Genomic DNA, 25,476 nt, shown 5'->3' on the forward strand with positions numbered 1-25,476 from the left:
GCAGCAGAGGCTAGGAACCGCCATGGATCAGTCGTTCCAAACATCGTCCCTCAAGCGTCTTCTCTCTTCCCGCGCGCCCTTGCGCCCGGCCAAACCCTCCCCGCTCAGGCAACGCCATCTTCGCAGCCTCTTTGTCTCGGACCTGCATCTGGGCAGCAGCGGCGCAAGAGCGGGCGACTTCCTGGCCTTCCTGCGCGGCACCGACTGCGGGACGATCTACCTTGTCGGAGACATCTTCGACATCTGGCATGTCGGGCTGGTCACCTGGTCGCCCGACCATGACGCGATCCTGTCCGAACTGGCCGACCGCGCGGCGGCAGGGACGCGGGTGGTCTATCTGCCCGGCAACCACGATGCCGCGATGCGCAACTTCGTCGGCATCGGCGACCGCATCCTGCGCGGCGGGGCCTTTGAACTGCACGACAGCGTGACCCATATGGCAGCCGACGGCCGGCGCTATCTGGTGCTGCATGGCGACCAGTGCGACGCGCGCATCCTGAAATGGCACCTGCTGACCCGCCTTGGCAGCCGGATCGAGGCCGCGCTGCGCCGGCTGGACCGCGCCTTGCTGCGCGCCACCGGCAGCCGGGCCGAGCAGAGCTTTCTTGATATGCTGCGCCGGGCGGTGAACGCGCTGGTTCTGGTCGGGAACGGATTCGAGCAGCGGTTGGTGCGGCTGGCGCGCGACAGCGGGCATGACGGCGTGATCTGCGGCCACTTCCACCGCGCAGCTCTGCGCGACCACGCGGGCCGCACCTATGCCAATTGCGGCGACTGGGTCGACAGCCTGACCGCCCTTGGCGAAACCGAGGACGGCACGTTGCAACTGCTGGAATGGGTGCCCGTCCCGCAGCCGCAGACCGCCAGCGCAGCCCTGCACGGGTACGCGACATGATCACATCCGCCCTTGTCGCGACACTTGTTGCCAGCCTGACGCTGCTGCATTTGGCCACCGCCGCCTTTGCCGCCCGGCGTTACCTGCCGGGTCGCCCGAAACAGCCCGCCCATCGCCCCTTCATCACCCTGTTGCGCCCGGTCTGCGGGCTGGACCGGTTCGACAGCGAAACGCTGGAAAGCTCGTTCCACCTGACCTATCCATCCTACGAGATAATCTTCTGCGTCGCCCAGGATGCGGACCCCGCTTGCGCGGCGCTGCGCGGGATGATCGCCCGGCCTCCGGGCGTGCGCGCGCGGCTGCTGATCGGAAACGATGCGGTGACCGGCAACCCAAAGCTGAACAACCTTGTGAAGGGCTGGGCAGTGGCGGAGGGCAGCCATATCGCCATGGCCGACGCCAACCTTCTGCTGCCCCCCGACTATCTGGACCGGCTGTTGGAGGCCTGGACGCCTGATTGCGGCCTTGTCACCAGCCCGCCCGCCGGCCTGCGCCCCGGCAACCTGTGGGGGGCGGTGGAATGTGCCTTCCTGAACGGCTTTCAGGCACGCTGGCAACTGGCCGCCGACAGTGCGGGGCTTGGCTTCGCCCAAGGGAAGACGCTGTTTGTCGAGAAAGCCTGGCTGGATGCCGCTGGTGGCCTTGCCGCCCTTGGCCGCAATCTGGCCGAGGACGTGGCCTTCACCAAGCTGGTGCGCGAAGCGGGGCGCAAGGTGCGGCTGACCCGGCAGGTTTTTTCCCAGCCGGTCGGGCAACGCCGCCTGCGCGCGGTCTGGGACCGGCAGCTTCGCTGGTCGCGGGTGCGGCGCGACGGCTTTCCGCTGCTGTTCCTGCCCGAGATTCTGCTGGGCGCCCTGCCCCCGGCGCTGCTGCTGGCCGGCCTTGCCCCTGGCGCGGTGCTGCTCTTCCTTGCGCTGTGGTATGGCGCCGAACTCGCCTTGTCCCAGCTGGCCGGCTGGCCGGCCGGCCCCCGCGATCTGGCGGCAATGGTGTTGCGCGATCTGATGCTGCCGGCGCTGTGGCTGGCCACCTGGGCGCGGCGCGGCTTTGACTGGCGTGGTACCGCGATGGAGGTCGCGCATGATCCCGCCTGAGGCGCTGCTCGGCCCGCTGGCCGATCAGGGCCTGTGGATCGTGGCCCTCGTCTCGGTCCTTGAAGGGCCGGTCATCACCGTTCTGGCCGCCTTCCTGGCCAGCAAGGGCGTGTTCGACCTGCTGCCGCTGGCCCTTGTTCTGGTGGCGGGCGATCTTCTGGGCGACCTTGGCCATTACCTGATCGGCCGCCGCGGTCTGGCCCGGATTCCTCCGCGCTGGCGCCACCGGCTGGGCCTTGGCACAGCCCGGACTCTCGCGCTGGCCCAGCAGTTTGCCCGACAGGGTGGACGGATTCTGGTGATCGGCAAGCTGACGCATTCGGTCGGCGCGGTGGTGCTGGTGGCTGCAGGCGTGGCACGGATGCCGGTCCTGCCCTTTCTGGCCTATAATCTTATCGCCGCCCTGCCCAAGACCGCCCTGCTGATGGCGCTTGGCTGGTTCGCCGGCGACGCCCTTGACCGGGTGGCGCTGTGGCTGGATCGCGGCGCGCTGTTGCTGGTCCTGCCGGTGGCGCTGGCCTTGCTCTGGATGCTGCGGAGACGGTCATGCCCGCAAGATTAAGCTGCATCCTGCCCGCCTATAACGAGGCGCCCCGCATAGGCGCGGTGCTGGCCTGCGTGCTGGATCATCCGCTGATTGACGAGGTGATCGTCGTCGATGACGGTTCGACCGATGGCACCGCCACCGTTGTGGCCGGCCATCCCGGTGCAAGGCTGATCGCGCTGGCGCAGAATGGCGGCAAGACGGCGGCCATTGCCGCGGGCGTGCAGGCCGCTGCGCACGACTTGCTGCTGTTTCTGGACAGCGATCTTTTGGGGCTGGCACCCGACCATCTGTCCGCACTGATCCGCCCGGTGCTGACCGGGCAGGCCGATGTGTCGCTCAGCCTGCGCCGCAATGCGCCCATGCTGTGGCGAGTGATCGGCATAGACTATATCTCGGGCGAACGGGTGCTGCCGCGCCGCCTGCTGCCCGCAGCCGAAGCGCTGAACAGCCTGCCGCGCTTCGGGCTTGAAGTGGCACTGAACGCCGGCTGGATCGCCGCCCGCGCCCGCATCGCGGTGGTGCGCTGGCCCGGCGTGGCAAGCCCGTTCAAGCCCGCAAAACGCGGGCTTCTGGCGGGGCTGCGGGCTGATCTGGCGATGCTGCGCGACATCTTCGCAACCGTGCCCTTGCACCGCACGGCCCACCAGATCTGGCAGATGCGCCGCCTCAGCCACCTGCGCCGCCCGCAAACTGTCCAGGCCACGGGAACCTGATGCCCCGGCACGGAAACCGGTTCTGTTGCAAACTTTTGCAGCCGTTGAATGGAGGCAAGCTGCGGGCATGACTATGCTGCGAGAGCGGCGAACTGCTGGAAGGCGTTGAGACCATTGGCCGGGATCTGTCCCTTGCGGATCATGTGCGCGGCCTCGATCCCAGCGATGGTTGCTGCTGCGGAATTGAAAGCCTTGAAGCCTCGCATCGGGCTGGTGATCCGCTTGGGTGCGTCCAAATCTGTCGCATCCGATCCTTACCTCTCTATCAACCGATGGAGAGCCGCATGCACCATGAATTATACCTGACCCTCGACCTTATCGCCCGCCTTGCAGGCCGCTTCGGTCCCGCAAGCCGCGTTGCAAAGGAACTGCCCAGCTGGCTGGAGTATGTGACCGCGATCGAGTGCCCCGAAAGGCCGCGAACACGGCCCGGTGCGATCTGGTGGGAGAAGATCCGTCAGATAAGCCGCAATCTGGTGCCGAAAGACTGCGATGGTGAGGGCGATGTCCTGACCAGAAACTGCGCCATTCTCGGCGCGCATTTCGGCCTCACGCAAGTTGAAGTGGGTATTCTGACCTTCGTCGGACATTACAAGGTGTTCGATGGATTCCAGCATGTGGTCAATGGGGCACTCGAAACGAAAGAAGTCACCGTTCCGCTGCTGCTTTCGGGGTTCTGCAAAGCGGGGGAGCCAGAGATCAGGGCTGCCCTGCGGCCATCGGGAAGGCTCTCCCTGTCCGGACTTGTCCAACGGAACTGTCCGGGGCGTTACAACCCTATGCCCTTCGACCTGTCAGCCAGGCTTCTGGCTACGCTGTTGGCGGATGTGGAGGGTGTCGGTGATCTGATCGGGCTGATGTTTCCCTTAGCCACAGCGCCTGAGGCCGAATGGCAGGACTTCGAGGGGCTGGGGAAAGATGCCGGGATCATGCGCGACCTGATCGTCCGTGCAATGGCCACGCGGGAAAAGGGGGTGAACATCCTCCTCTATGGCCCCCCAGGGACCGGAAAGACCGAGTTCGCGAAAGTGCTGGCCCATGATATCGGTGCGGAACTGCGTGCCGTGGGCGAAACTGATGATGAGGGCGGCGAACCCTCTCGCCGCGAACGTATTGCCGAGATGGGTCTGGCCTGCCGGATGTTCGGAGAACGCGGCGACACGATTCTCCTGTTCGATGAAATGGAGGATGTGTTCGGCGCTGGCAATCCGTTCTTCGGTAATGACCGACCGTCGAAGGTCCATACCAACCGGATGCTGGAGACGAACCCGATCCCGGTGATCTGGACAACGAACTCAGTGGAAAGCTGTGATCCGGCCTTCCTGCGTCGGATGAGCTATTCAACGCTGATGCGGCCCCCTTCCGGCCGGGTCCGGGCGCGGATCTGGCAGCGGCTGGATGCGCGGCATGGGGTGGGAATCCCTGCGACCCGCTTGCCGAACCTCGCGGCTCGGCACGATCAGGCTCCGGCGCTGGTCTCGGATGCGATGCGTGTCGCCCGGCTGTGTGAGGGCGGCGATCAGACGGTCAGCGATGTGCTGGATGCTGCGGCCCGGCTGGCGAAGGGCGGCATCGATGCTCCGCCGCGCCATCACTCCGAGGTGCCGTGGCAGCCGGGACTGGCCAATACCGATATTGACCTCGCGCTGCTAGAGGTGCGGCTTGCGGCGCCGGATGCGCCACGGCGGGTCAGCTTCTGCCTCGACGGTCCCGCAGGCACCGGCAAAAGCGCCTGGGCGCGGCATCTGGCGCGGCAGATCGGTATGCCGGTGGTCGAAAAACGCGCCTCGGACCTGATCTCGAAATGGCTCGGCGAGAGCGAGCAAAACATCGCCCGCGCCTTTGCCGAAGCGCGTACCGAGGGGGCGCTTCTGATTTTCGACGAGGCAGACAGCCTTTTGGCTGATCGCCGCAACGCCCAACGTAGTTGGGAGGTCTCCCAAGTGAATGAAATGCTGACCTGGATGGAAAGCCACCCGCTGCCCTTCGTCTGCACCACCAATCTGGTGGAGAAGCTCGACCCCGCAACTCAGCGGCGCTTCACCTTCCGCATTCGTTTCGAAACGCTGTCGGGCGCACAGCTGGTGGCGGCCTGGCGGGTGCATTTCGACGCGACGCCGCCTGATGGTCTCACGCGGCTTGAACGGCTGGCGCCGGGCGATTTCGCCAATGTCGCACGCCGGATGCGAGCAATGGGCGAAACAAGGCCTGCGCAAATCCTGAATGAACTGACGCGCGAAGCCGCAGCGAAGGAGGGAGCATCGCGACCGATCGGCTTTGGCCGTTGACGCCCCTATACCGCGCCACGAAGGTGGCGTGGTATTGCCCGGAGGCCCCATGCGTTACGCTCGTCAGGAAGATCTGCAGAAACTCGCTCTAATGATGCAGGGATCGGCCGAAGGGATCTGTCTTGCCGATATCGCGCGCGAATTTGCCGTCTCACGCCGCACGGCGGAGCGTATGCGCGACGCGGTCCGCAATGCCTATCCTCAGGTTGAGGAAATCCCGGGCGATCACGGTCGGAAGTATTGGCGATTTCCGCCGGGCACACTGGGGCGCATGATCGAGCCCACTCTGGACGAACTGACTGCGGGCCACCGGGCTGCTGCCATCGCACGGCGCGAAGGCGATGAGGCGACTGCCGAGACTCTGGAGCGGCTGCTTGCCAAGGTGCAGGCCATGTTCCGCGCCGATCGTCGCCGGACAATCGCGGCGGATCTCGAGGCGCAGCTCACGGCCGATGGTGTCGCTTTCCGCCCCGGCCCGCGCGAAAAGATCGCGCCGGAGATTCTGTCGGCCCTGCGCGAGGCGATCCTCGCGGGCGTCATGATCTCGGCTGACCACCGCGCCCGCGGCACGGGCAAGCTGTCGCGAAACACGCGCATCGGGCCGATTGCCATGCTGTTCGGTCAGGGACGACAATACCTGCTGGGATGGAGCGAATATCAGGACGATTTGCGGCTGTTCGCGCTGGCAGGATTCGAGCGCATTTCCTTGGAGAGCGACACCTATTCCCGTCCGGAAAGCTTTGATCTGCAGGAATGGCTTTCGGAAAGCTTCGGCATCTGGCGCGAAGAGCCTCAAGATGTCGAATGGCGCTTTCTGCCCGACGTCGCGGAGGAGGCTGCGGGATATGTGTTCCATCCGAAACAGTGCCTGGAGCGTCTGGAGGACGGCTCCCTGATGGTGCGGTTCAGAGCCGGGGGGCGGCAGGAAATGGAATGGTATCTGGCGCGATGGGGTGACCGGGTCGAGGTGCTATCACCAGTTTGATCCGCGCGCCGGTTGCTCCCCAGCCCGATTGGGCCGCCCCGCCACAAGCAAAGTGCAATGCGACCGTTTTTGACGCATCGACTCAATAACATTCGGATATCCCCTTTCAACGGAGCATGATTTGACGCGCACCAGTACCACCCACCCCCTTCGCATTGACCAGCTTCCGCTGGCCAATGGTCATATCGGTCTGGCGCCTTGCCCCGGCAAGCAAGGCGAGAGTGTTTTTGGGGCCCCATGGGCGCGGGACATGGCGATTGACCTTGCTGCGATTTCTGCCTGGGGCACAGCAATGCTCATTACTCTGATCGAGGATCATGAGTTTGACCTGCTGAGCGTCCGGGGCTTGGGCGAGGCGGTCAAAGCGCGTGGCATCGAATGGCTGCACTTCCCGATCCGTGACCTCGATGTGCCTGGGCCGGAGACCGACCCTGATTGGCGCCGCATATCAGCGCGGATCCATGACCGGGTCGAGCGCGGCAGCAAGGTGCTGATCCATTGCCGGGGCGGCCTGGGCCGCGCCGGAACCATCGCCGCATGTCTGCTGATCGAACGCGGCGAGACTGCAACAGGGGCAATTGGGATTGTGCGATCCGCGCGGCCCGGCGCCATCGAGACGCAGGCACAGGAAGATTGGTTGCACGCCCAAGATATGATGGCGGGTGCAAAGGTTATGCAAGCCTGTCTACTTGGCGGCGCCATGGGGGACAGTCTCGGGGCGGATATCGAGTTCCAGTCGCTGGCCTCTATTCAGAGGCGCTTCCCGGCCGGGCTGCACGATCTGCCATCCTATGCCGGGCAACGCGGCGCGATCACCGATGACACGCAGATGACCCTCTTCACTGCCGAAGGAATGATCCGGGCGCAGATCAGGGGTCAATTGCGCGGCATCTGCCACCCACCTTCGGTCGTCCACCATGCCCTTGTGCGTTGGTATCGAACCCAAGGTGCCCAACCCCGGATGGAGACCGACGATATCGGTCTGATCGAAGACCGCCGCCTCTGGCGGCAATGTGCGCCTGGCATGACCTGCATGTCCGCGCTTGGCGCTGCGAGGCATTTCGGCGATCTCGCCCGCAACGGCAGCAAGGGCTGCGGCACGATCATGCGCGTGGCCCCCATCGCGCTGATGGCCTCTCGGGGGCAGGTGCGGCCTTGGGCAATTGAAACCTCGGCTCTGACCCATGGGCATATAACCGGCCAGTTGGCCGCTGCGGCCTGGGCCGAGATGCTGGCCGATGTGGCCGCAGGTGAAGCCCTTGAGGCCACCGCGAGGCGTATCGCCACAGTATATGCTCAACTGGAGGGGGGCGAAGAGACATCCCGCGCCATTCATGCGGCTCTTGCCGCTCCACGGGATGGTCGGTCGGAGACCGTTGAAAGCCTTGGCGGCGGCTGGACCGCCGATGAGGCGCTATCCATCGCGCTCTATGCTTGCCTTGCCGGCGAGGATCTGGACGACAGCTTGCGCATCGCGGTGACGCATGGCGGCGACAGCGATTCCACCGGTGCAATTGCGGGCAACATGCTGGGTGTCATGGATCTGGATGCGGTTCTGTCCCACCCTTGGGCCAGCACGATCCAGGGCGCGGATGTCATTCGCAGGTTGGCCCAAGACCATGCCAGACTTGCGCAGGATCCGCTCGCTGCAGAGATGCTGTCTGAATTCTATCCGGGCGGTTGAGCTGATGGCACAAGTGAGAGACCCGCTCCGCGCAGCAAGTCATGAAAATCCGCTGCTCTCTTTCCGCATTGACCACGACACCGAGGATGGGCTTCATGAACGGCGAAAGTCATTCCAGCTTGAGCCTTGCAACCGCATGTCACAATTCAACTATCTTCGTGAGAAGCTGCGGCGTCTGCGTGACAAGAACCCCGCCGATCTGAATTTGCGCAGCCACCGTGCGGTTACCTGGCTTTGCCGCTCTGATGAGGTTTTCGATACAGATCCCGATGCAGCTTTCATTTTTGCGTGGATTTCCTTCAATGCAGCTTATGCTCGCGATCTGGGGAATGATCCGGGCGGTCCGGCGCGGTCGGCATTTCATGATTTCTTTACCGCGCTGGTCGCAGCCGACCCGAACGGTCGTATTGCCCATGAACTCTGGTATCAGCACGAAGGGCTGATTGCGCGCCTTCTGGACAACCGCTTCATCTTCAACCCGTTCTGGCGGTTCCACAATGGAGACTTGTCCTTTGCGGATTGGCAAGAGCGGTTCGACAGGGCCAAAGAGATCGCCCGCGAAGCGATTGAACGCGAGAATACGCCTCTGGTTCTCTCGATCATCTTCGACAGGCTCTATGTCCTGCGCAACCAATTGATCCATGGCGGCGCAACCTGGGGCAGCCGGGTCAATCGCAATCAAGTCACGGACGGCACTGAAATCCTGCACTGTCTGATGCCGATCTTTATCGACACGATGGTATCGGCAACGGATCGGGATTGGGGTGCCGCCCATTATCCAGTGATCGAATGAGCGCGTAGAGCTACCCGATCTCAATTTTGGACTGAACACTTCATGCACTATCCTTTCCTTGTCGCTGATCCCCGCTCTGGCCTGCAATTTCGCCTGACCGATACCGGCCTTGCCGAACTGTCCCTGGCCCCCATCGCTGCCGAATGGGCGCCCGGTCGCGCCATTGTGGAGCTGCCTGATCCGGTCTGGGCCGAGAGCCTCGCTAACGCCCCGGTCGAGACGATTTCGGCGGTGACAGCCGCGCTGACGGATCTGGTGTTGGCAACGCCGGGCTTGAAGGCGCCGACCGTCGATCACCTGCCCCCTGGCCGCGCCAAGCGGCATCTCTTGGCGCTGATTGGACTGTGGCAGAGGCTGGGGGATGCGCTGCCCGAGGGGTTGGCGCCGATACGCCATGTGCTGACCCTGCCGCATGGACGGTTTCTTGATCCCGTTCCGGTGGTCGACAGCTCGCTTGATCCGCTGGCGCCGGCGGCGATCAAGGAGCTCTATGCGCGGCTACAGGATGAATTTGGTACTGTTCCAACAAGCCCTTACAGGCCAGCGGCGCCGATCGACAGCCGCCTTCACGCGCTGCAGGGCGGTGTTTCGGCGCAGGAAGTCAAAGCCGGAGTTTTGGATGACAGTCTCGCGTTCTTTGGGCTGCGCGACCCCGCTGCCTGCGCCGATTTTGCCGCAGCCCGTGCCCGCGCGCTGATTGAGGCAGGCATTCCGGCCCGTGAAATCGCCGTGCTGACTGGTGACGACCCCCGCCAGCTTGCCCGCGCTTTTGCAGCGCAGGGCGTTCCGCTCTCAGGCCTGCCAGGTCATTTGCCCGAGCGTGACCTCATTGGCGAGACTGCCTTGCATTTGGCTCTGGCCAAACGCCCGCCGACGCCCGCGATGGTGCTGGCGAGCCTTGCTCTTTCGCCGTTGATGCCCTGGGCGGCGCAGACCGGGCGCGATCTGGCCGAAAGCCTGATGGGGGGCGATTTCCGCGGTGCCATTCTTACTGCCACGCCCGCGCACAAGGAGTTGTGGGACGACATCCGCGCCTCGGCGGGTGGCCTGCACCAGTTGCGATTCCTGCTGGACCGGATCTGTGAGCGGATCGGGCAGGGCGATCAGGTCCGCGCGCGGCTGTCCGTGCCACCCGGCGAAGGCACGCCGGATTGGGAGGCGATCTTGCGCGGGATTCAGTTCGCGCCACCCAAGGCCGCGGATCCGGACCGCAATCTTGAAGGTGTCAGTCTATGGTCCGCGCATGAGAGCCCGTGGCGCCCATGCCGCCATCTGATTCTCAGCGATTTCTCCGATGGACTTTACCCCACCCGTCCGCGTGCCAATCCGCTGTTCCTTGACAGCGAGATGGCGGCGATCCGCGCGGCAACCGGCCTTGCGCTGCGCGGCCGGGCCGAGGGGCTGGCGCATGGCCTGCAGCTATTTGACCAACAGCTCCAGGCCGTATCCGGCAGCGTCACCTTCCTGATCCCATGGCGCGATCTGGCAGGCGGGCGCTTGCAACCTTCGGCAGGTCTTTCGCTCCTGGCGCGGGCCGTGGCGGGCGTCGAGAATGCTGCGGACCTCATCATTGATCTGTCGCGCCTGAACCCCGCCGATTGGCCGGTCGCGTATCACAGCCTCGCGCCGGTGCCGGAACCCGCCGAACTGCCCGAGGCTCTCGATTTCGCCGGGCATGATCTCCTGTCCCTGCGGCGGCGCGATGACGGCACCGCCAAACCGCAATCGCCCTCGCGGCTCGAGACGCTGCTTGTCAGCCCGCTCGCCTGGCTTCTGGCCGAGGTCGGGGCCGGGGACATGTCCTGGTCGGCAGAGGAACTCGACGTTATGGCCAAGGGTAATATCGCCCATGATGTCTTTGAACATGTATTCCTTAAAGACCAACCGATCCCCGACCCGGGCGCGCTGACCGCAGCCATCCCCGAGGCTTATGACCGCGCCCTCACCCGTCACGCGGGCTATCTGCGCAGCCCGTCATGGGAGATGGAGCGCCGCGGGCTCGAGCGTGAGATCATGGCAGCAGCCCTGCGCTGGCGCGACCACCTCTTGGCGCTCAAGGCGAAGATCATCGGCAACGAGATTTGGCTGGCCGGTGAGGCGCATGGCATCAACCTGCACGGCAAGGCCGATGCCATCCTTGAGTTGCCCAATGGTACGCTCTTGATCGTTGACCACAAGAAAAGCGGCACCAAGGGGCGGCGGCAGCGGATGGAGGCCGGTTGGGATCTGCAGGCCGGGCTTTACGCCGATATGATCGCGCGCCCCATTCGGCGCGAGAATGACGGGATGGACCCGCTGATCGGCAGAAAGGTGGCAGTGGCCTATCACATGATGAATGATGGCGGGTTGCTGACTTCGGGCCTCGCCTTGCCCGAAGGCTCTCCCGCCCGCGATATGGGCGATGCGGTGAATGCCGGCGCGGTGGCAAAGCTGGCAGAACGGCTGGCCGAACTCGGCGCGGGCCGGGTGGTGCTGAACACTTCGGCAGATGAAGGGTTCTTCAAGAAAGAGGCGGGCTTCACCCCCTATGCGCTGACCGATGGATCCGCCCTTGTCACCGCCTTCATCCGCACTCTCGAGGAGGAATGACCATGGCCCCCGTCAATGCAGATCATGGTCTGGTCATCGTTCCGGCCGGTGCCGGCGCGGGCAAGACCCACCGCATCAAGACCCAGTTGTCGGACTGGGTCAAACGCGACGTTGTCCGGCCCGAGCGTATCCTCGCCGTGACCTTCACCGAGGCGGCGGCGGGTGAATTGCGCGAGCGTATCCGCTCAGGCCTATTGGCCGATAGGCCGGTCACCGAGGCTATGGCGGTCGAACGCGCCTATGTCTCGACCATCCACGGGCTGGGCCTGCGTCTTCTGACAGAACATGCGCTGGCAGCGGGTGCTTCGCCGCAGCCGCGCCATCTGGGCGATGCCGAGCGGGATCTGCTGATCCGTCAGGCGCTGGCCCATGCCAAGGCGCTGGACCCGATCAAGGCCGAGCCCGAGCGGTTTGGCTACGCCCCGAACCGGCAAAAGGGCGAGACGGTCGAGGATGCTCTGCGCGGGCGGGTGTTGTCGATGATCGACCTGTTGCGCGGCCTGGGCGACAAGGGGCTTGACCCCGGCCTGATCGCCCCGGCGCTGGCGCGGATGGATGTGGTTTATGGGCCGGTACTGGATGATCCGGGGACGGCAGGTGCCACACTCGAGGCCGCCGTGCTGGCCATGATCTCGGCTTTCCCCGAAGGCGGCATGGCCACCGTCACGGCCAAAGGTCCGAAGGAAACGCTGGAGAAAGACCTCGAACTTTTCCGGTGGGTGGCGCGGGACCCGGGGCTTTTGGCCCGTGATTGGGGTATATGGCAGAACTTGCGCGGGCTTTTCACCTCGAACAGCCGCACGAAAACGCCCGAGGGCTATGACGATCTCGCTATTGCCATCATGGCGGCAGCGGATGTTCTGCCCTCCCATCCCGGCCCGCTTGCGGATGCCAAGCTGCATCTCCAATGCCTGATCGCCTGTGCGCAAGAGGTGATGGCGGCCTATGAGACCCGCAAGAAGGCGCTCGGCTTGATCGACTTCGCCGATATGATCACCGGGGCGGAGCGGCTCTTGCGCACCGACCCAGCCGTGCGTCAGGCAGTGCTGGATGAGATCGACTGCGTCATCATCGACGAATTCCAGGACACCAACCCGGTGCAGTTCGCGCTATTGTGGCAGCTTGGCCAGCATGCGCCGCGCACTTTGCTGGTGGGCGATGTGAAACAATCGATCATGGGCTTTCAGGGGGCTGACCCGCGCCTCTCGACAGCCTTGGCCGCGGCAAATCCAGATGCGACCCAGCCTTTGGACCGCAACTGGCGATCAACCCCTGCGATGATGCAATTCGTCAATGCGATGGGGGCGGGGCTGTTCGGCGCGGGCTATAACCCGCTGGCGCCGACCCGAGGCCCGGTCGCAGGCCCCGCGATCGAGGTGCTGAACGCTACGCAGGGACGGCGCTCACAAAAGTATTCACAGCCCCCAGAACACATCGCCGAGCGCATCGCCCGTATCCTAACCGATACTGAGACCATCACCGACCGCCACACAAAGGCAGCCCGGCCGGCGCGGCCTTCGGATATCGCGCTGCTCGTCTGTCGCCACACCACCGCTGCCCGCTATGCCGAGGAACTTCGCGCCCGCGGCGTTCCCGTGCGGATCGCCGAGGATGGCTGGGCGAAAAGCCCGGCGATTATCGCGGCCCGGGCGGCGATGGCCTTTGCCGCCAACCCGGCGGACATCCATGCCGGGTTGTTGCTGCGCACGCTTGGCCCGGATCCGCTGCCTTTGCAGGAGGCGCTTTCCGCCCAGATCGACGGGCGGCTGGCGGATGATCCGGTGCTGATGCGGCTCGCCGCGCTCTCGGGCGTTCTGGCCCGCCTGCCGGTGAGTGCGGGGCTTGATCTGGTGCTTGAGGCCAGCGGCCTGCGGCTCTGGGCCGAGCGTCAGCGCGACGCCGCCCAGTCCCGTGCCGATCTTCTGCGGCTTGAGGCGGAGGCGGGCGAATTCGAGGCCGCGCATCGCGACCTTAAATCTGCCTCGGGCTTTCATGGCGAGACGGCGAAGGTCTTTCTCGGCTGGCTCGACGCCCGTACGAAAGAGCGGGACTTTGACCGCCGCCCCGACCCGGCTGCGAACAGCGCCGAAGCGGTCGAGATCGTGACCTGGCATGCCTCAAAGGGGCGCGAATGGCCGATCACCGTGGTGGCCGAGTTCGATTATGGTATCGAGGAACGTGCGGGCTCCACCGCGACCCGCTTCGATGCGCTGGACCGCATCGACGATATGGCGGCGGTGCTGGGATCAGCGGCCCTGATCCACATCCCCGGCTTTGCCGCGCCCGAAGCCGCCCGCCGTTTCATCGAGGACCGCCGCGCGGATTTCGAGGCAAATGCGAAGAACCTGCTCTACGTCGCCCTGACCCGCGCCCGCGACCGGCTGGTGCTGGAATGGCCGGGTTTCCTCAAGGAACGCGAAGAGGATACGCCCGAGGCTACGAACTTGTTCCACATCTTGTCGGACACTTGCACACCGAAAATCGGGACAGGCAGCCTGCGGATCAATGGTGTGGATTGCCCCGCAATCATCACGCAACTGCCTGAGCAGGCGGGATTTACCGAATGTGCAGGCGGCGCGGCTGTCCCGGCGCTGCGCTTTGGCGCGGCCGCGCCCTTGCCCGCGACACCACTGACGCCTTGGCGGCTGCAACCCTCACAAACCCGCAGCGCGGGGGCGCCGCCCACAGCCCGCCGCATCGAAATCGGAACGCCCTGGCCGAGGGCGCTGAACGATGCCACGCGCGGAACCGCGCTTCATTTGGCGCTGCGCACCTACCTGACTCGGCCCGACCTGGCCCCCGCTTTGGCTCCCGCTACCGGGTTCGATGACGCCACACTCGCGCTGGTGGCCGAGCGCGCCACGGCGCTGAAGGTCTGGCTTGCCGAGCAGGGCTATACCGAGTTGCGTGCAGAGATCCCGGTGCTTGGCCACACCTCCGAGGGCGCAGAGATCCCCGGCACCATCGACCTTCTCGCCATCGGCCCGAAGGGGTGCTTGCTGATCGACCATAAATCTGGCGGAGCCGGAGAAGGTTTCGGTCCCTACTGGCCGCAACTCTCCAGCTATGCTGGGCTTTTGGCCGGGCTTTACCCCCAACATCCGCCGCAGGGCGTGGCGGTGTTCTGGATCGACCATGGATGGCTGGAACTGGCTGAACCGGAAACAATGGTTGCGCAAAATGAGCCCGTCTGAAAGCTGGGGGATCATAAAGCACGAGACCCTTGGCCATCCGCGTAATCGCCGCGACCTTGGGTTGGCTGCGGTCGTGCGTTTTGCCAATGATTACGCGGTGCCTGGTCTTGCTGGGCTGTCATTCCTGCGCAGTATCGTGTGGTCCCTGATCGGAATCGAGTTCGCAGCCGTCCAACGCGCGGCAGGAAATCAGGTCAATCCATCAGCCATTGCCGAAGGGCTCGAGGCCTTGGCCTGTTGGCACTGCATCCGGAATGGTGTGGACGATGACATGGCTTACCGCATTCGTGGTGCGCGTAAGCTGCGGCGGATCAAAACGGCCAAGGGGCCAACGCTGACAGATCTCGCCCGCGGGCAAGGCTATGTCAGTCAGCCCATCCGAATGGGTATGGGTGCCTGCCTTCCCCGACTTGGCCTGGTCGAAGCCAGGAGCACCCGATTCAACAGTTTTGAGCTGAACGACAGGGGGAGACAGTTTCTGCTTTTGGCGCTTGGGCGCGCCGACACAAGCAAAGCAATTCCGAAGCTTTGGTCATGGTTGGGCGGTGCGTCCTGGAAGGAGAAGCATGGGGAGAAAGAGCTGAAACTCATTTCCCCGATGCAGCCCCTGCCTGTGGAACTGCGGCAGTATTTCTCTGGCTTGATGGCGAGTGTTGGCGTCGAAGAAGAGCGCGCAATGCGCAGCGCGCTATGGCAGGCCTGCCGCGAACTCCTCAAGGATGCCACGCTGGATGACGATGCGATGACTGCGGCGATCAGCATACAGGTCGCAAAGAGCGACCCGGCAAAGGCCGCGCGGCTTGATTGGGCGCAGGACTTTTTCGCGACCTATGCCGCCGCCTTTGTCGTCCTTGACCGGGTGCAGGCACAGCTCTCGGATACGAACGGCGGACGAGCAGGGGTTACCAAGTTGTTGGAGAGCCAAACCCTGCAAGATCGGCTGAATTCACTTCGATCCATGGCACGCCAGTTCAAAGCCCCGCGAGGCCCCCAGTCTCCACCATCGGAGCTGGCACCCTTTATCATGGAAATTTGCTCACATGACGATGACGCCGCTTTGTTGCGTGATCTGGTCAGACGAGATGATATTGTCCTGCGGCTGGAGGATAGCACAGTCAGCCTGCATCCAGACCATAAGGCTGACCGCAGCCCCGCGGGCGATGGCGCGCCTGACGACGAACCGGACGAGCCGCCCATGCGCCTCTATCGCCTGCACAACCTGTGCCGGCTTGCGCGGGAAGCGATGCAAGACGCATGACAGCTCTGCTTGATCTATTCGCTCCGCCGCCCGGTTATACAGGCCATTTCGGCTGGATCTGCGGTTTCACCGCCGATGGTCGCGTCATGCGCGAGATCGCCGATCGGTTCACCATCGGCGCCGGCAGTTTTGCCACGACCTTTCAGCGGCCCGCGCTTTTGCTGATGACCGATCACGCATCGCCGCAGATCACCGCCGACCGGGCGCCGGGCATGCATCACGTGACACTGGCAGCAAGTTGGCGCCAGCGGTTCCGCGGTCGCGGTATTTTCCACGCCAAGGTGGCGCTGCTGCATTTCTCTGGTCCGACATCGAAGGACCCCGCCGCACGGCGCGACATCTTTCGTCTGGTCGTCTCGACCGGCAACTGGACCAGAGAAACCCTAGAGCGAAACATCGACCTGTTCTGGTCTGTTGAGTTTCCGCATTCGGATCCGGCGGCCGAGAGCCAGAACCTTGCGGATATCATGGTGGCCCGGGACATGTTCACCAGCCTGCAGCCCCATCTGTCGCTTTACCCTTGGGCTGCGGCAAGTGGTGGCGAAGCCATGCAGGTTCCTTACGCAGACACATTGCGCCTGCTGAACGCGCTCAAGGCTCCTCCGGGTGTGACACCACGCTTCTTTCATTCGCTCGATCAGCCGTTGCGAAAGCCGCTTCTTGAACGGTTCGGCGGGCTACGACCCGATCAGCTCACCATCCTTGGTTCGGGATTTTTTGCCGGCGGCGATCCTGCACCAGCCGGATCGTCACAGCCACAGGGCGCAGAGGTCTTTCTGCGCGAACTGGTCAGTGACCTGAATGGCAAGGACGAAGATCAACCCGTCTTTACCGTGTTGAACCCCGATGCCTGTCAGGGCCTCGCTACCGCTGCCGCTGCCCTGAAAGCCCGCCAGTGGCGTTTCTTTCGCCCAAGGTTTCCAGAAGGCAATGACGGGTCGCAGGGCAAGCTCCACGCCAAATTCATCTATCGGGGAAAGAAAGACAGGCTCAAAGGCCGGCTCTATATCGGTTCGGGCAATCTCACCCCCGCAGGCATGGGGGCACCCACCGGCACCGGACTTTGGAATTTTGAAACCGGTGTGGTGATCCCCGTGGACAGGCCGGACAGGCCCGATGTGCATCTTCCCTATTGTGCCTCCGAAGAGCTCGACCTCAAGGAAACAAAGCTCAAGGCGGGCGGGCCTTTCGAGATGGCCTGTGAATTCAGGGGCGATTGCCCGCTGACCCACTTCACGCTCACTGAAGACAGCACCGGGCAATGGCTGCAGCCGCGCCCTGTGCCCCCTGATTTCCGTGGTATCAGCCTCAGCCATTCGGGAGGCAACTGGCAGCCCCTGTCTGAAAGGATTGCGCTTGATCCAGAGCGACTGCCGCCCGCCCTGATCCGGCTGCGTTGGTCTACTGACGGTGACGACACGGCGAATGTCGCGGTTCCGGTTCTGAATGAACGCGGCTTGCAGGTGGTGCCCGAAGCTCAGCATCGGCGGCTTGAGCATGTATGGGATGCCCTGATGCAGATGGCAGCCACCGGCCGCGAGCCCGAACCCGAGCCCTCTGAAGACGACGAAGACGATGAGGGCAGGCGCAACGGCAGCAGAGGGCAGAGCGCAACCGCAAGGCCAGCCACATACGCAACACGGCGCCTCATGGCCGTGATTACCGCATTGGGTGAGGTCCAGGCCGAAATGCCAGCAGGTCAAACAAGGCTTTGGGCCAACCGCCTGATCGAGCATGCAAGTTCCCTTGCGCGAACCGAAGGCGATGTCCTGCACACCCTGAAGGAGATGCAACTCAACCCGTTCCGGCACCTGGGTCGCGCCGAGTTCATGCCTCTGGGGCTGAACAACGAAGAAGTCCGCATTCTACATGACGCCCATGCCGAGGCGGCGCGGCTCTGGGGTGTCAGGGAATTTGCGGGTTTCGACGGGGTGACACCATGACAATCTGGCCCAGCGACGACAAACGGACCGGCGTTTATCGGCAGATCAACGAGCTTCTGAAAGGGTTCAGCCGCTCGCTGCCGTCTGGGTCCGGGAGTGGCCACGATCAAACCTGGCTGGACGCAGGTCAGCGCGCCACACTTGCCGCCCTGCAGGACCGTCTCTGCGATAAGAACCGCCCCGGAGCTATCATTGCCGATGAGGTCGGCATGGGCAAAACCCGGATCGCCGTCGCATTGGCCTGTGCCGTCATCCGCGCCGGCGGGCGCGTTGTCGTGGCCGTGCCCCCGGGACTGCTTCACCAATGGCGGGATGAATTTCGCAAGACGTTCCTCGCGGCGAAGGAAGACCCGCCCGAGATCCCCGAAATACGCTCTTTGCGGGATCTGTATTCTGATGACAGCCGATCCTTGAGTAGCGCCCCGGTTCTGCTGCTTCCCCACGGCCTGTTGAATTTTCAGATGAAGCATGGCTGGGGCAGCCAGTGGCTACTAACACAATACCAGGACCGCATTGCCGGGCGCGTGGCGTTCTCGCGCCTGATCCCCAAAGACGAACGGGAGATCATCCGTCATCATGTGAGCAGATTGGCAAACGGTCATGCACTGCAACCTGAAGAGCTGCAATCTAAGGGCCCCGGACGCGAGGCATTCATCAGCTTCACGCTGTCGCTGCTTGGTGGCTTTGATCTGGTGATCATCGACGAGGCGCATAAAAGCAAAGACGATGCCTCTGCCGAGCGTGAGAGCGCCCACCGCAGCACGCTTGCGCAATTGCTTATGCGTCTGGTTCGGCAAGGCCGCGTGAAGAATGTCCGACCCCGCCGCCTTTGCCTGACCGCGACCCCGTTTGAGCTTGGCCCGGATAACTGGCGGCAGATCCTTCAACGCGCGGGGGTAGATGACAACATAGCACAGTCCTGTGGCAAGGCATCAGAGCAGTTCCTGGCGGCGGCGAAAGCTGTCCAGCTTCTGCCCGACCCGGCGACCGCAGATTCATTCAGGATCGCCGCAGAGGAATTCCGTAAACAGCTTTCGCCTTGGGTGCTACGCCGTCGCAAGGCTGTTTCTGGAAATGACAGCGTCCTTGAGCGCTATATCCGCGACCATGGACCGGATTACCGGGACCGCAGTCAAAGGATCACCGCCGAGGTGGCTGGCAAGGAGTGGTCGGTTGCCATGATGGCCGTCGAAGCCCTGTCGCTCATGCCCGCAACCGGGCTCGCGGCGCAAAAGCGTCTGCGGCTGGCGCTCGCGCGTGGATTTTCGCTCGCATCAGCGCTTGATGCGGCGGGGAAGCCGGAGAAAGGCGATTGGCGGGACAGCGACGAACACACACTGTCTGATACCGGTCGTGACCCGGTCATCAACCAGCAAGAGGATCGGCGGCGCGAACGGGCCGGGTTTTGGCTGGAAAGACTGAAACCTGCCGCCGCCGATCCTTATGCGCACCCAACGCTGCTTGCGGCCGTCAGGGCGATTGAAGAGGTCGCGATACCTTCAGAGGCCCCGGAAAAGGTTCTGGTTTTCGGCATCTTCACCCAGGCAATGCGGCGCCTGACCGATCTGTTGAATGCCCGAGAGATGATCCGGCGCCTGATGATCTTTTCGCACAACCCGGATGCCCCGTTCAAAACCTGGCACTGGCCCGGAGAAACCATCCCCGTGGATGCCCACTTCCGCGAGGCGCTCGCGGCCGCCCTTCAAATGGCCGATATGCGTAACCTTGTGGGCAATGCCGATATCATCACGCTGTCGGGCCTGATGCAGCGACAATACGACAAATACCGCTCGCAGCGTTCCAGAGCCCTCGACGAGGTGAGGATTTATGTCACCGAAACGCTTGGACCACAGATCGGCCTGGCCGTGCAGAAGGAAAAGCTTGTCCTGCCGCTGACACAGGCGCTGATCGAAATCATGGATGATCAAGAATGCCGGCACGGGCGCTCGACCGTTGCCGAGGCCTGGGAAGCGTTTCGAAAGGAAAACCTGCCCAACGACGAGGAGGACGAAGACGGAGCCTCGGATCCAGACCAGGATCTGACATCACGCATCAAGCTGGCTCTGACTGATTTTGATGGTCGCAACGGATTTTTTGCCCGCCGGCTGGCCGGCGGTATGGGGCCCACGGCAAAGCAACACCTGCAAACGGCGTTCAACCGGCGCGCAGGATGGCCCATGGTTCTCGTCGCGCAATCCAGTGTTGGCCGTGAGGGCCTGAACCTTCACAAATCCTGCCGAACCGTGGTGCTGTTCCAGCCGGAATGGAATCCCGCCGTGGTCGAGCAACAGATCGGGCGGGTCGACCGGATCGGCTCGCTCTGGGAAGAGATGGTCACGCAGCACCGTAGCAACACTGAACCGCCGAAGATCCGGATCTTGCTCGTCGAACTCCCCGGCTCCTACGACGAGCATAACTGGGAGGTTCTGAACGACAGATGGGACAGCTATCGCGCCCAGATGAACGGCGAAGTCTTCAGTTCGGCAAAGTCCAGGAGCCTGCCGTCAAGCGAAGTGGCGGCAGTCGTTCGCAACGCAACTCCCGACTTCTCTCCTCTGCCGGGTGCTCCAGAAATGTGATCTCGAGTCGAACTCGCAGCCAAGGCCCGTCAGGCGTTCAGCAACCAATACCGGGTATGCCGCCGCTCGCCTGTTCGCGTAAGGGCACCCACCTCCACAAGGTCCTGCAGGTCGCGGGTCGCCGTCGCCCGTGAGGTGCCGGTGATGGCGATATAGTTCTCGGCACTGAGCCCACCCCGGAAACCTTCCGGCCCCTCGCGGAACATCCGCTCGACCACTTTCGCCTGCCGCTCGTTCAACTTACCCCGCAGCCGGTCATAGAATCTTGCCTTGGAAATGAAGAACGCGACGCGTTCCAGCGTGGCTTGCTGCGCCTTGAGGACTGTCTCGCCGAACCAGAGCAGCCACGGCGTCACGTCCAAAGTCTTCTGATGGGTTTTAAGCTGTTTGTAATAGGCCATTCGGTCGCGTTCGATCATGTAGGCGAGCGCGATCAGGCTGGGCTGACCGATGTTTTGAGCAAGAGACCTCTCCGCCAGAGCGCGGCCAAGACGACCATTGCCGTCCTCAAAGGGGTGAATGCTCTCGAACCACAGATGCCCAAGTGCAGCCCGCGTCAGTGCCGCAACAGGCGCGGTTCCCTCCGGAGCAGATGCGTTGAACCAGGCAACGAACCTGTTCATCTCGGCAGGTACCTGAGCGGATGGCGGCGCCTCAAAATGCACGCGCTGCCGGTCGATACGGCCGGACACGATCTGCATCGCATCGCTGTGTCTGCGATAGGCACCGACGATTTCAAGATGTCGGTCATGGGACAAGAGCATCCCATGCCAGCGGCAAAGCGTGTCGTGGTCCAGTGGCTCTGCATACCGCGCGTAGACATCGACCATCATCTCGGCGATGCCCTCCTCACGGGTCTTCACCGGCGTGCCGTCGATTGCCAGCCCGAACTGTCGCCGCAGGGATGACTTGACGCTTGAACGGTCCAAAACTTCACCTTCAATGGCGCTTGTTCGCACGGCCTCTTCGCTCAGAAGTTCGATCCGCAGGCGATCCCGATCATCGCCCGTCACATGGCGAACAGCGCCGACGATCTCGCCAGACGAGATCAGGAATTTCTCCTCAAGAGGTTTGATCGCCTCGTCGTCATATCGAAAACGCGGCCAGTCTTCCTGGGTCCAGCTCCAGCGCATGAGTTATAGAAGGATGATCTATGCATCATCTTACATCATCTGAGCGGCCGCGCGCGTGGAGCAGGCTCATCAGCTTTACCCTTTGCGTACCCTGAACCGGCGGATTTTCCAAATCCTCATCTCAATCTCGATGCTCTCAAAGGTTTTGCCAATCATCATCGCGCGGCCTGCGCCACCGCAAGCCGATCACCCATACTGGCGCGGGGAAGAAAAGTCATTCGCCCTCCTCCCCCGCCACCGGCAGCCCGATCGCGCCATCGCTTCCCGGCCGCAACAACCCCGCATCCTCCAGCGCCTCGATGTCGGGCAGGTCGCGCAGGGTGTCCAGGCCGAACAGGGTCAGGAAGCCCGGGGTGGTGACATAGGTATGGGGCGCGCCGGGTTCGGGGCTGCGGGGGCCGCGGGTGATCAGGGCCTGGCGGTGCAGCCGGGCGATCAGGTCGCGGCTGACCTCGCGGCCGGTCAGGCGCGTGATGGCGCCGCGCGTGACCGGCTGCATGTAGGCGATGACGGTCAGCACCAGCGCCTCGGTCCGGGTCAGGTCGCGGGCCGCCTCGCCCTCGCCCCGCGCGGCGCGGATGGCGGGGGCGTGCTGCGGGCGGGTGCGGAACTGCCAGCCGCCGGCGACGCGGGCAATCTCGTAAGGCCGCCCGGCCAGCTCGGCGGCAATATCCTCGATCAGCAGGTCCAGCGCACAATCCCGGCCCACCACACGGGCCAGCACGTCCCGGCTCACCGGCTCGGACGAGGCGAAGAGAACCGCCTCGACCCGCGCCATCCATTCCCGCCAGCGCAAGGCCTGCGGCAGATCGGCAAGGTCGCGGTCCAGCGGTTCGGCCATGGTCACAGCCCGTAAAGCCGGAACGTCGGCCGCCCGGTCAGTTCGCGCACCAGCGACCGCGCGGTCAGCCGGTCGAACAGTCGTCGCGCGGCGCGGTCGCTGGCCTTTGCCCCGGCCTGGGCCGCAAGCGCATCTTCGGTCAGAAGGGCGGCGATGATCGCGGCGGTGTCCTTGCCCGGCCGCCGCAACGGGGCCGCGCGCAGCGCATCGGCGCGGCGTTGCAGATCGCCGTGCAGATCCGCCGCCGCCACGGCCCCCCTGCCCCAGGCCGCCGCACAGGCCGCAACCCAGGCCTCGCCCTCCAGCCGGAAGGCGGCGCGTGGCAGATGCGCGGCCAGCAGAGGCACCGGCCGTTCCCAGCCAAGCGCCCGCGCCAGAAGCGCATCGGCCAGCCACAGCGCCACGCCGCGCCAGGCCGGGCCAAGGGCCAGGGTGTCGCGCGCGGCCTCGACGGCAAAGCGCAGCGGCGGGCTGCGGCCGGCCAGCCGTGCGCCGATGTTGCGCAACAGTTCGGCCCCCGGCCCGCCCCCCCGCCCGGCTGTGGGCAGATCGAAGAACCCCGGCAGCCGCGCGGGCCACTCGACCGACCGCAGCGCCCGCGCCTCGCCAAGGGCCTGCCAGCCCATCAGCAGGCGGCCCGCCGGCCCGAGGTCTTCGCCCGCGCGCCGCAGCGCAACCGCGTCGCGCAACTGGGCCTCGCCCTCGCGGCGGCCCTCCAGCCGCGCAACCGCCGCCGCCGCCCCAAGCGCCAGCCGCTTGCGCCAGAGCGTTCCCACCGGATCTTCACACCGGGCAGCCGGGTCCAGCACGGCCAGCGCGGCCCCTGCGGAAAATACAGCCGTTTCAACATCCTCCCGCCCCGCAGCCTGCCGAACCCACCGCGGAACGGCGGGCACAGGCAGCGGGAAGCCGGAGGATTTCGGGGGGCTCGACATGGCGCAAGGCTAACAGCCTGCGGCGGTTTGTGCCAGCATTTCCGCACTTAACCGCCGCACTTGTCATCACTCCGCTATGTCCAATAACATTGCATTATCGGACATAAAGAAGCATCCTTCGGTATGACCCCATTTACCGCCTCAGATCCCGTCGATCAGGATGTCCAGCGCCCGTTTCAGCGCGTCTCGCTCGGCGGCCAGGCTGGCGACCGGCTCGCGCAGTTCGGCGCCCGGGATGGCGGCCAGTTCCTGCACGCGCACAATCCAGACCGTGCCGTCGATCTCGACCTTGGGGGTCAGGCCGGGAAACGCCACATAGCGCCCCGCGTCGCGCAAGGGCGCCACAATGCGCGAGGCGTCGATGCCGATCAGATCGGTCTGCAGGTCCACCACCAGTTGGCCGCCCGTCAGGCGGAACACATCGAACTGCGCCATGCCGCCCCGCCCTCAGAACGTGCGGAAACGGGCCAGCGGCAGACCCTCGCGCGCCAGCTCCTCGGCATAGGCGGCGTTCGCTTCGCGGGTCTCCTCGCGCCACAGCCGGTTGCGCTCGGCCTTAGTCGCTTCGGCAATCGCCTGTTCGGCAAGGCGGGACATGTTCAGCCCAAGCGCCCGCGCCGTCTCGGCAACCTCGGCATCCAGTGTCAGATTCACCTTGACGCGCCCCATCGCAAGCTCCTGTCCTGTCCGTATGCTTCGGGAGTATAAATTGAGCATCCCTGACGATCAAGACGACCGGCCCGCCCTGCCCTCTCCCGTGCCGGGGTCCGGTGCGTTGGACCGGCTTGCCGAAACCGCGCGCGGGTATGCGCGGGCGGCGGCGTCGGAAAACACGCTTAAGGCCTATGCGCGGGATTGGGCGCAGTTCACCCGCTGGTGCCGGATGCGCGGGGCAGAGCCCCTGCCCCCGTCACCGCAACTGATTGGCCTTTACCTCGCCGATCTGGCGGCGCCGGGGGGCAAGGCGCCCTCGCAGCCGGCGTCCCGGCCCCTCTCGGTCGCGTCGATCGAGCGGCGGCTGTCCGGCCTGGTCTGGGCCTGTGCGCAGCGCGGCGAACGGCTGGACCGCAAGGACCGGCATATCGCCAGCGTCCTCGCCGGCATCCGCCGCAAGCACGCCCGGCCCCCGGTGCAGAAGGCCGCGATCCTGCCCGAAGACCTGCGCGACATGCTGGCCACCCTGCCCCATGATCTGCGCGGCCTGCGTGACCGGGCGATCCTGCTGATCGGCTTTGCCGGCGGGTTGCGCCGGTCAGAAATCGTCAGCCTTGACCTAGGCCGCGACGACACCCCCGAAAGCGGCGGCTGGGTCGAGGTGCTGGAAGGCGGTGTCCTGATCACCCTGCGCGGCAAGACCGGCTGGCGCGAGGTGGAAATCGCCCGCGGGTCCAGTGACCAGACCTGTCCGGTTCACGCGCTGGCACAATGGCTGCACTTCGCCCGCATCGACTTCGGCCCGATCTTCGTGGCGGTCAGCCGCAACGGGGCCCGCGCCACCGGGGAACGGCTGTCGGACAAGCATGTCGCCCGGCTGATCAAGCAGACCGTCGAAGCCGCCGGCCTGCGCCCCGAGTTGCCAAAGGCCGAACGGCTGACGCTTTACTCGGGCCATTCACTGCGCGCCGGCCTTGCCAGCAGCGCCGAGGTGGACGAGCGCCATATCCAGAAGCAGCTTGGCCACGCCAGCGCCGAAATGACCCGCCGCTACCAGCGCCGCCGCGACAGGTTCCGCATCAACCTTACCAAGGCCGCGGGGCTGTAAGCTGGCGGCGATCCCGCGCCGGGAAATGCTGATCTGGCGCAGGGGGCCGGCTCTGCCCGGGACGGCTCCAATATTGACGTAAATTATATATAAATGTATAAAACGTGACAGGTTCCCTTGGGTCGGCAACAGGGGCCGCCGTCGCGTTCCGTGGTCAAGGGTTGAGTGATGGTCCAGCTTGCGTTTCGCGCAAGAGCCACCACATGCAACCCGTCTTTTCTTTGTAAGTGGTCAGGTTGGCCT

Annotated in this window: 19 protein-coding genes and 1 pseudogene; 14 read left to right on the forward strand and 6 right to left on the reverse strand. The window is 64.4% G+C overall.

Annotated features, from left to right (window positions below):
* The first annotated feature begins 22 nt into the window (after window positions 1–22).
* From B6K69_RS17525 to B6K69_RS17540, 4 genes are read left to right on the forward strand one after another with little or no spacing between them, the layout of a single operon-like run.
* On the forward strand, window positions 23–895 hold the full coding sequence (locus tag B6K69_RS17525; RefSeq protein ID WP_108645030.1) for a UDP-2,3-diacylglucosamine diphosphatase: 873 nt from the start codon (window positions 23–25) through the stop codon (window positions 893–895).
* On the forward strand, window positions 892–1,989 hold the full coding sequence (locus B6K69_RS17530) for a ceramide glucosyltransferase (RefSeq protein WP_108645031.1): 1,098 nt from the start codon (window positions 892–894) through the stop codon (window positions 1,987–1,989). Before B6K69_RS17525 ends, B6K69_RS17530 begins: the two co-directional genes overlap by 4 nt.
* Window positions 1,976–2,551: a DedA family protein gene (locus B6K69_RS17535; protein ID WP_108645032.1), complete on the forward strand. Its 576-nt coding sequence runs from the start codon at window positions 1,976–1,978 to the stop codon at window positions 2,549–2,551. Before B6K69_RS17530 ends, B6K69_RS17535 begins: the two co-directional genes overlap by 14 nt.
* The gene (locus B6K69_RS17540; protein WP_108645033.1) at window positions 2,536–3,249 is read left to right on the forward strand and encodes a glycosyltransferase family 2 protein; all 714 of its coding nucleotides are present in this window, start codon (window positions 2,536–2,538) and stop codon (window positions 3,247–3,249) included. Before B6K69_RS17535 ends, B6K69_RS17540 begins: the two co-directional genes overlap by 16 nt.
* A 71-nt stretch (window positions 3,250–3,320) precedes the next feature.
* Here B6K69_RS17540 and B6K69_RS17545 read toward each other — a convergent pair.
* Window positions 3,321–3,473 (reverse strand): annotated as a pseudogene (locus B6K69_RS17545) (IS6 family transposase); the annotation flags it as partial.
* A gap of 60 nt (window positions 3,474–3,533) precedes the next feature.
* Here B6K69_RS17545 and B6K69_RS17550 point away from each other — a divergent pair.
* The 9 genes from B6K69_RS17550 (at window position 3,534) to B6K69_RS17595 (ending at window position 20,562) form a co-directional block, all read left to right on the forward strand.
* Window positions 3,534–5,537, forward strand: coding sequence for an AAA family ATPase (locus B6K69_RS17550; RefSeq protein WP_164682020.1), 2,004 nt, complete (start codon window positions 3,534–3,536; stop codon window positions 5,535–5,537).
* A gap of 49 nt (window positions 5,538–5,586) precedes the next feature.
* Window positions 5,587–6,522 (forward strand): helix-turn-helix transcriptional regulator, encoded by a 936-nt coding sequence (locus B6K69_RS17555; RefSeq protein WP_108645035.1) that lies wholly within the window; start codon window positions 5,587–5,589, stop codon window positions 6,520–6,522.
* A gap of 250 nt (window positions 6,523–6,772) precedes the next feature.
* Window positions 6,773–8,206, forward strand: a complete 1,434-nt coding sequence (locus B6K69_RS17560; protein WP_228156897.1) for an ADP-ribosylglycohydrolase family protein — start codon at window positions 6,773–6,775, stop codon at window positions 8,204–8,206.
* A 4-nt stretch (window positions 8,207–8,210) separates the two neighbouring features.
* A complete protein-coding gene (locus B6K69_RS17565) occupies window positions 8,211–8,999 on the forward strand; it encodes a HEPN domain-containing protein (RefSeq protein WP_228156898.1) in 789 nt (262 codons plus the stop codon).
* A 42-nt stretch (window positions 9,000–9,041) separates the two neighbouring features.
* Entirely contained in the window at window positions 9,042–11,588 is a 2,547-nt protein-coding gene (locus tag B6K69_RS17570) for a PD-(D/E)XK nuclease family protein (protein ID WP_108645038.1), read from the forward strand.
* A gap of 2 nt (window positions 11,589–11,590) precedes the next feature.
* A complete protein-coding gene (locus tag B6K69_RS17575) occupies window positions 11,591–14,782 on the forward strand; it encodes a UvrD-helicase domain-containing protein (protein ID WP_418260614.1) in 3,192 nt (1,063 codons plus the stop codon).
* Window positions 14,724–16,040, forward strand: coding sequence for a hypothetical protein (locus B6K69_RS17580; RefSeq protein ID WP_123876597.1), 1,317 nt, complete (start codon window positions 14,724–14,726; stop codon window positions 16,038–16,040). The genes B6K69_RS17575 and B6K69_RS17580 overlap by 59 nt, the downstream gene beginning before the upstream one ends.
* The gene (locus B6K69_RS17585) at window positions 16,037–17,983 is read left to right on the forward strand and encodes a phospholipase D-like domain-containing protein (RefSeq protein ID WP_123876598.1); all 1,947 of its coding nucleotides are present in this window, start codon (window positions 16,037–16,039) and stop codon (window positions 17,981–17,983) included. The genes B6K69_RS17580 and B6K69_RS17585 overlap by 4 nt, the downstream gene beginning before the upstream one ends.
* A complete protein-coding gene (locus B6K69_RS17595; protein WP_123876599.1) occupies window positions 17,980–20,562 on the forward strand; it encodes a DEAD/DEAH box helicase in 2,583 nt (860 codons plus the stop codon). Before B6K69_RS17585 ends, B6K69_RS17595 begins: the two co-directional genes overlap by 4 nt.
* A gap of 29 nt (window positions 20,563–20,591) precedes the next feature.
* Here B6K69_RS17595 and B6K69_RS17600 read toward each other — a convergent pair whose 3' ends face one another.
* The 5 genes from B6K69_RS17600 to B6K69_RS17620 all read right to left on the reverse strand — a co-directional run bounded on the left by B6K69_RS17600 (window position 20,592) and on the right by B6K69_RS17620 (window position 24,140).
* Window positions 20,592–21,695, reverse strand: coding sequence for a Fic family protein (locus tag B6K69_RS17600; protein WP_108645042.1), 1,104 nt, complete (start codon window positions 21,693–21,695; stop codon window positions 20,592–20,594).
* A gap of 214 nt (window positions 21,696–21,909) precedes the next feature.
* Complete coding sequence (scpB, locus tag B6K69_RS17605) at window positions 21,910–22,536, reverse strand: SMC-Scp complex subunit ScpB (RefSeq protein WP_108645043.1); 627 nt, start codon at window positions 22,534–22,536, stop codon at window positions 21,910–21,912.
* 2 nt (window positions 22,537–22,538) lie between these two features.
* Window positions 22,539–23,471: a DUF1403 family protein gene (locus tag B6K69_RS17610; protein WP_108645044.1), complete on the reverse strand. Its 933-nt coding sequence runs from the start codon at window positions 23,469–23,471 to the stop codon at window positions 22,539–22,541.
* A 141-nt stretch (window positions 23,472–23,612) separates the two neighbouring features.
* Window positions 23,613–23,906 carry a CcdB family protein gene (locus B6K69_RS17615; RefSeq protein WP_108645045.1) on the reverse strand — a complete coding sequence of 98 codons (294 nt, stop codon included), beginning with the start codon at window positions 23,904–23,906 and terminating at the stop codon, window positions 23,613–23,615.
* 12 nt (window positions 23,907–23,918) lie between these two features.
* Entirely contained in the window at window positions 23,919–24,140 is a 222-nt protein-coding gene (locus tag B6K69_RS17620) for a type II toxin-antitoxin system CcdA family antitoxin (RefSeq protein ID WP_107674828.1), read from the reverse strand.
* 22 nt (window positions 24,141–24,162) lie between these two features.
* Here B6K69_RS17620 and B6K69_RS17625 point away from each other — a divergent pair, with 22 nt between their 5' ends.
* Complete coding sequence (locus B6K69_RS17625) at window positions 24,163–25,233, forward strand: tyrosine-type recombinase/integrase (protein ID WP_108645046.1); 1,071 nt, start codon at window positions 24,163–24,165, stop codon at window positions 25,231–25,233.
* Window positions 25,234–25,476: the final 243 nt, after the last annotated feature.

Source organism: Pseudogemmobacter blasticus (assembly GCF_003071405.1).
GTDB lineage: Bacteria > Pseudomonadota > Alphaproteobacteria > Rhodobacterales > Rhodobacteraceae > Pseudogemmobacter > Pseudogemmobacter blasticus.

Excerpts from the sequence above, each read along its gene's own strand:
- B6K69_RS17525 (WP_108645030.1), top strand. The coding sequence starts at position 23 with ATGGATCAGTCGTTCCAAACATCGTCCCTCAAGCGTCTTCTCTCTTCC.
- B6K69_RS17530 (WP_108645031.1), top strand. The coding sequence starts at position 892 with ATGATCACATCCGCCCTTGTCGCGACACTTGTTGCCAGCCTGACGCTG.
- B6K69_RS17535 (WP_108645032.1), top strand. The coding sequence starts at position 1,976 with ATGATCCCGCCTGAGGCGCTGCTCGGCCCGCTGGCCGATCAGGGCCTG.
- B6K69_RS17540 (WP_108645033.1), top strand. The coding sequence starts at position 2,536 with ATGCCCGCAAGATTAAGCTGCATCCTGCCCGCCTATAACGAGGCGCCC.
- B6K69_RS17550 (WP_164682020.1), top strand. The coding sequence starts at position 3,534 with ATGCACCATGAATTATACCTGACCCTCGACCTTATCGCCCGCCTTGCA.
- B6K69_RS17555 (WP_108645035.1), top strand. The coding sequence starts at position 5,587 with ATGCGTTACGCTCGTCAGGAAGATCTGCAGAAACTCGCTCTAATGATG.
- B6K69_RS17560 (WP_228156897.1), top strand. The coding sequence starts at position 6,773 with ATGGCGATTGACCTTGCTGCGATTTCTGCCTGGGGCACAGCAATGCTC.
- B6K69_RS17565 (WP_228156898.1), top strand. The coding sequence starts at position 8,211 with ATGGCACAAGTGAGAGACCCGCTCCGCGCAGCAAGTCATGAAAATCCG.
- B6K69_RS17570 (WP_108645038.1), top strand. The coding sequence starts at position 9,042 with ATGCACTATCCTTTCCTTGTCGCTGATCCCCGCTCTGGCCTGCAATTT.
- B6K69_RS17575 (WP_418260614.1), top strand. The coding sequence starts at position 11,591 with ATGGCCCCCGTCAATGCAGATCATGGTCTGGTCATCGTTCCGGCCGGT.
- B6K69_RS17580 (WP_123876597.1), top strand. The coding sequence starts at position 14,724 with ATGGATGGCTGGAACTGGCTGAACCGGAAACAATGGTTGCGCAAAATG.
- B6K69_RS17585 (WP_123876598.1), top strand. The coding sequence starts at position 16,037 with ATGACAGCTCTGCTTGATCTATTCGCTCCGCCGCCCGGTTATACAGGC.
- B6K69_RS17595 (WP_123876599.1), top strand. The coding sequence starts at position 17,980 with ATGACAATCTGGCCCAGCGACGACAAACGGACCGGCGTTTATCGGCAG.
- B6K69_RS17600 (WP_108645042.1), bottom strand. The coding sequence starts at position 21,695 with ATGCGCTGGAGCTGGACCCAGGAAGACTGGCCGCGTTTTCGATATGAC.
- scpB (WP_108645043.1), bottom strand. The coding sequence starts at position 22,536 with ATGGCCGAACCGCTGGACCGCGACCTTGCCGATCTGCCGCAGGCCTTG.
- B6K69_RS17610 (WP_108645044.1), bottom strand. The coding sequence starts at position 23,471 with ATGTCGAGCCCCCCGAAATCCTCCGGCTTCCCGCTGCCTGTGCCCGCC.
- B6K69_RS17615 (WP_108645045.1), bottom strand. The coding sequence starts at position 23,906 with ATGGCGCAGTTCGATGTGTTCCGCCTGACGGGCGGCCAACTGGTGGTG.
- B6K69_RS17620 (WP_107674828.1), bottom strand. The coding sequence starts at position 24,140 with ATGGGGCGCGTCAAGGTGAATCTGACACTGGATGCCGAGGTTGCCGAG.
- B6K69_RS17625 (WP_108645046.1), top strand. The coding sequence starts at position 24,163 with ATGCTTCGGGAGTATAAATTGAGCATCCCTGACGATCAAGACGACCGG.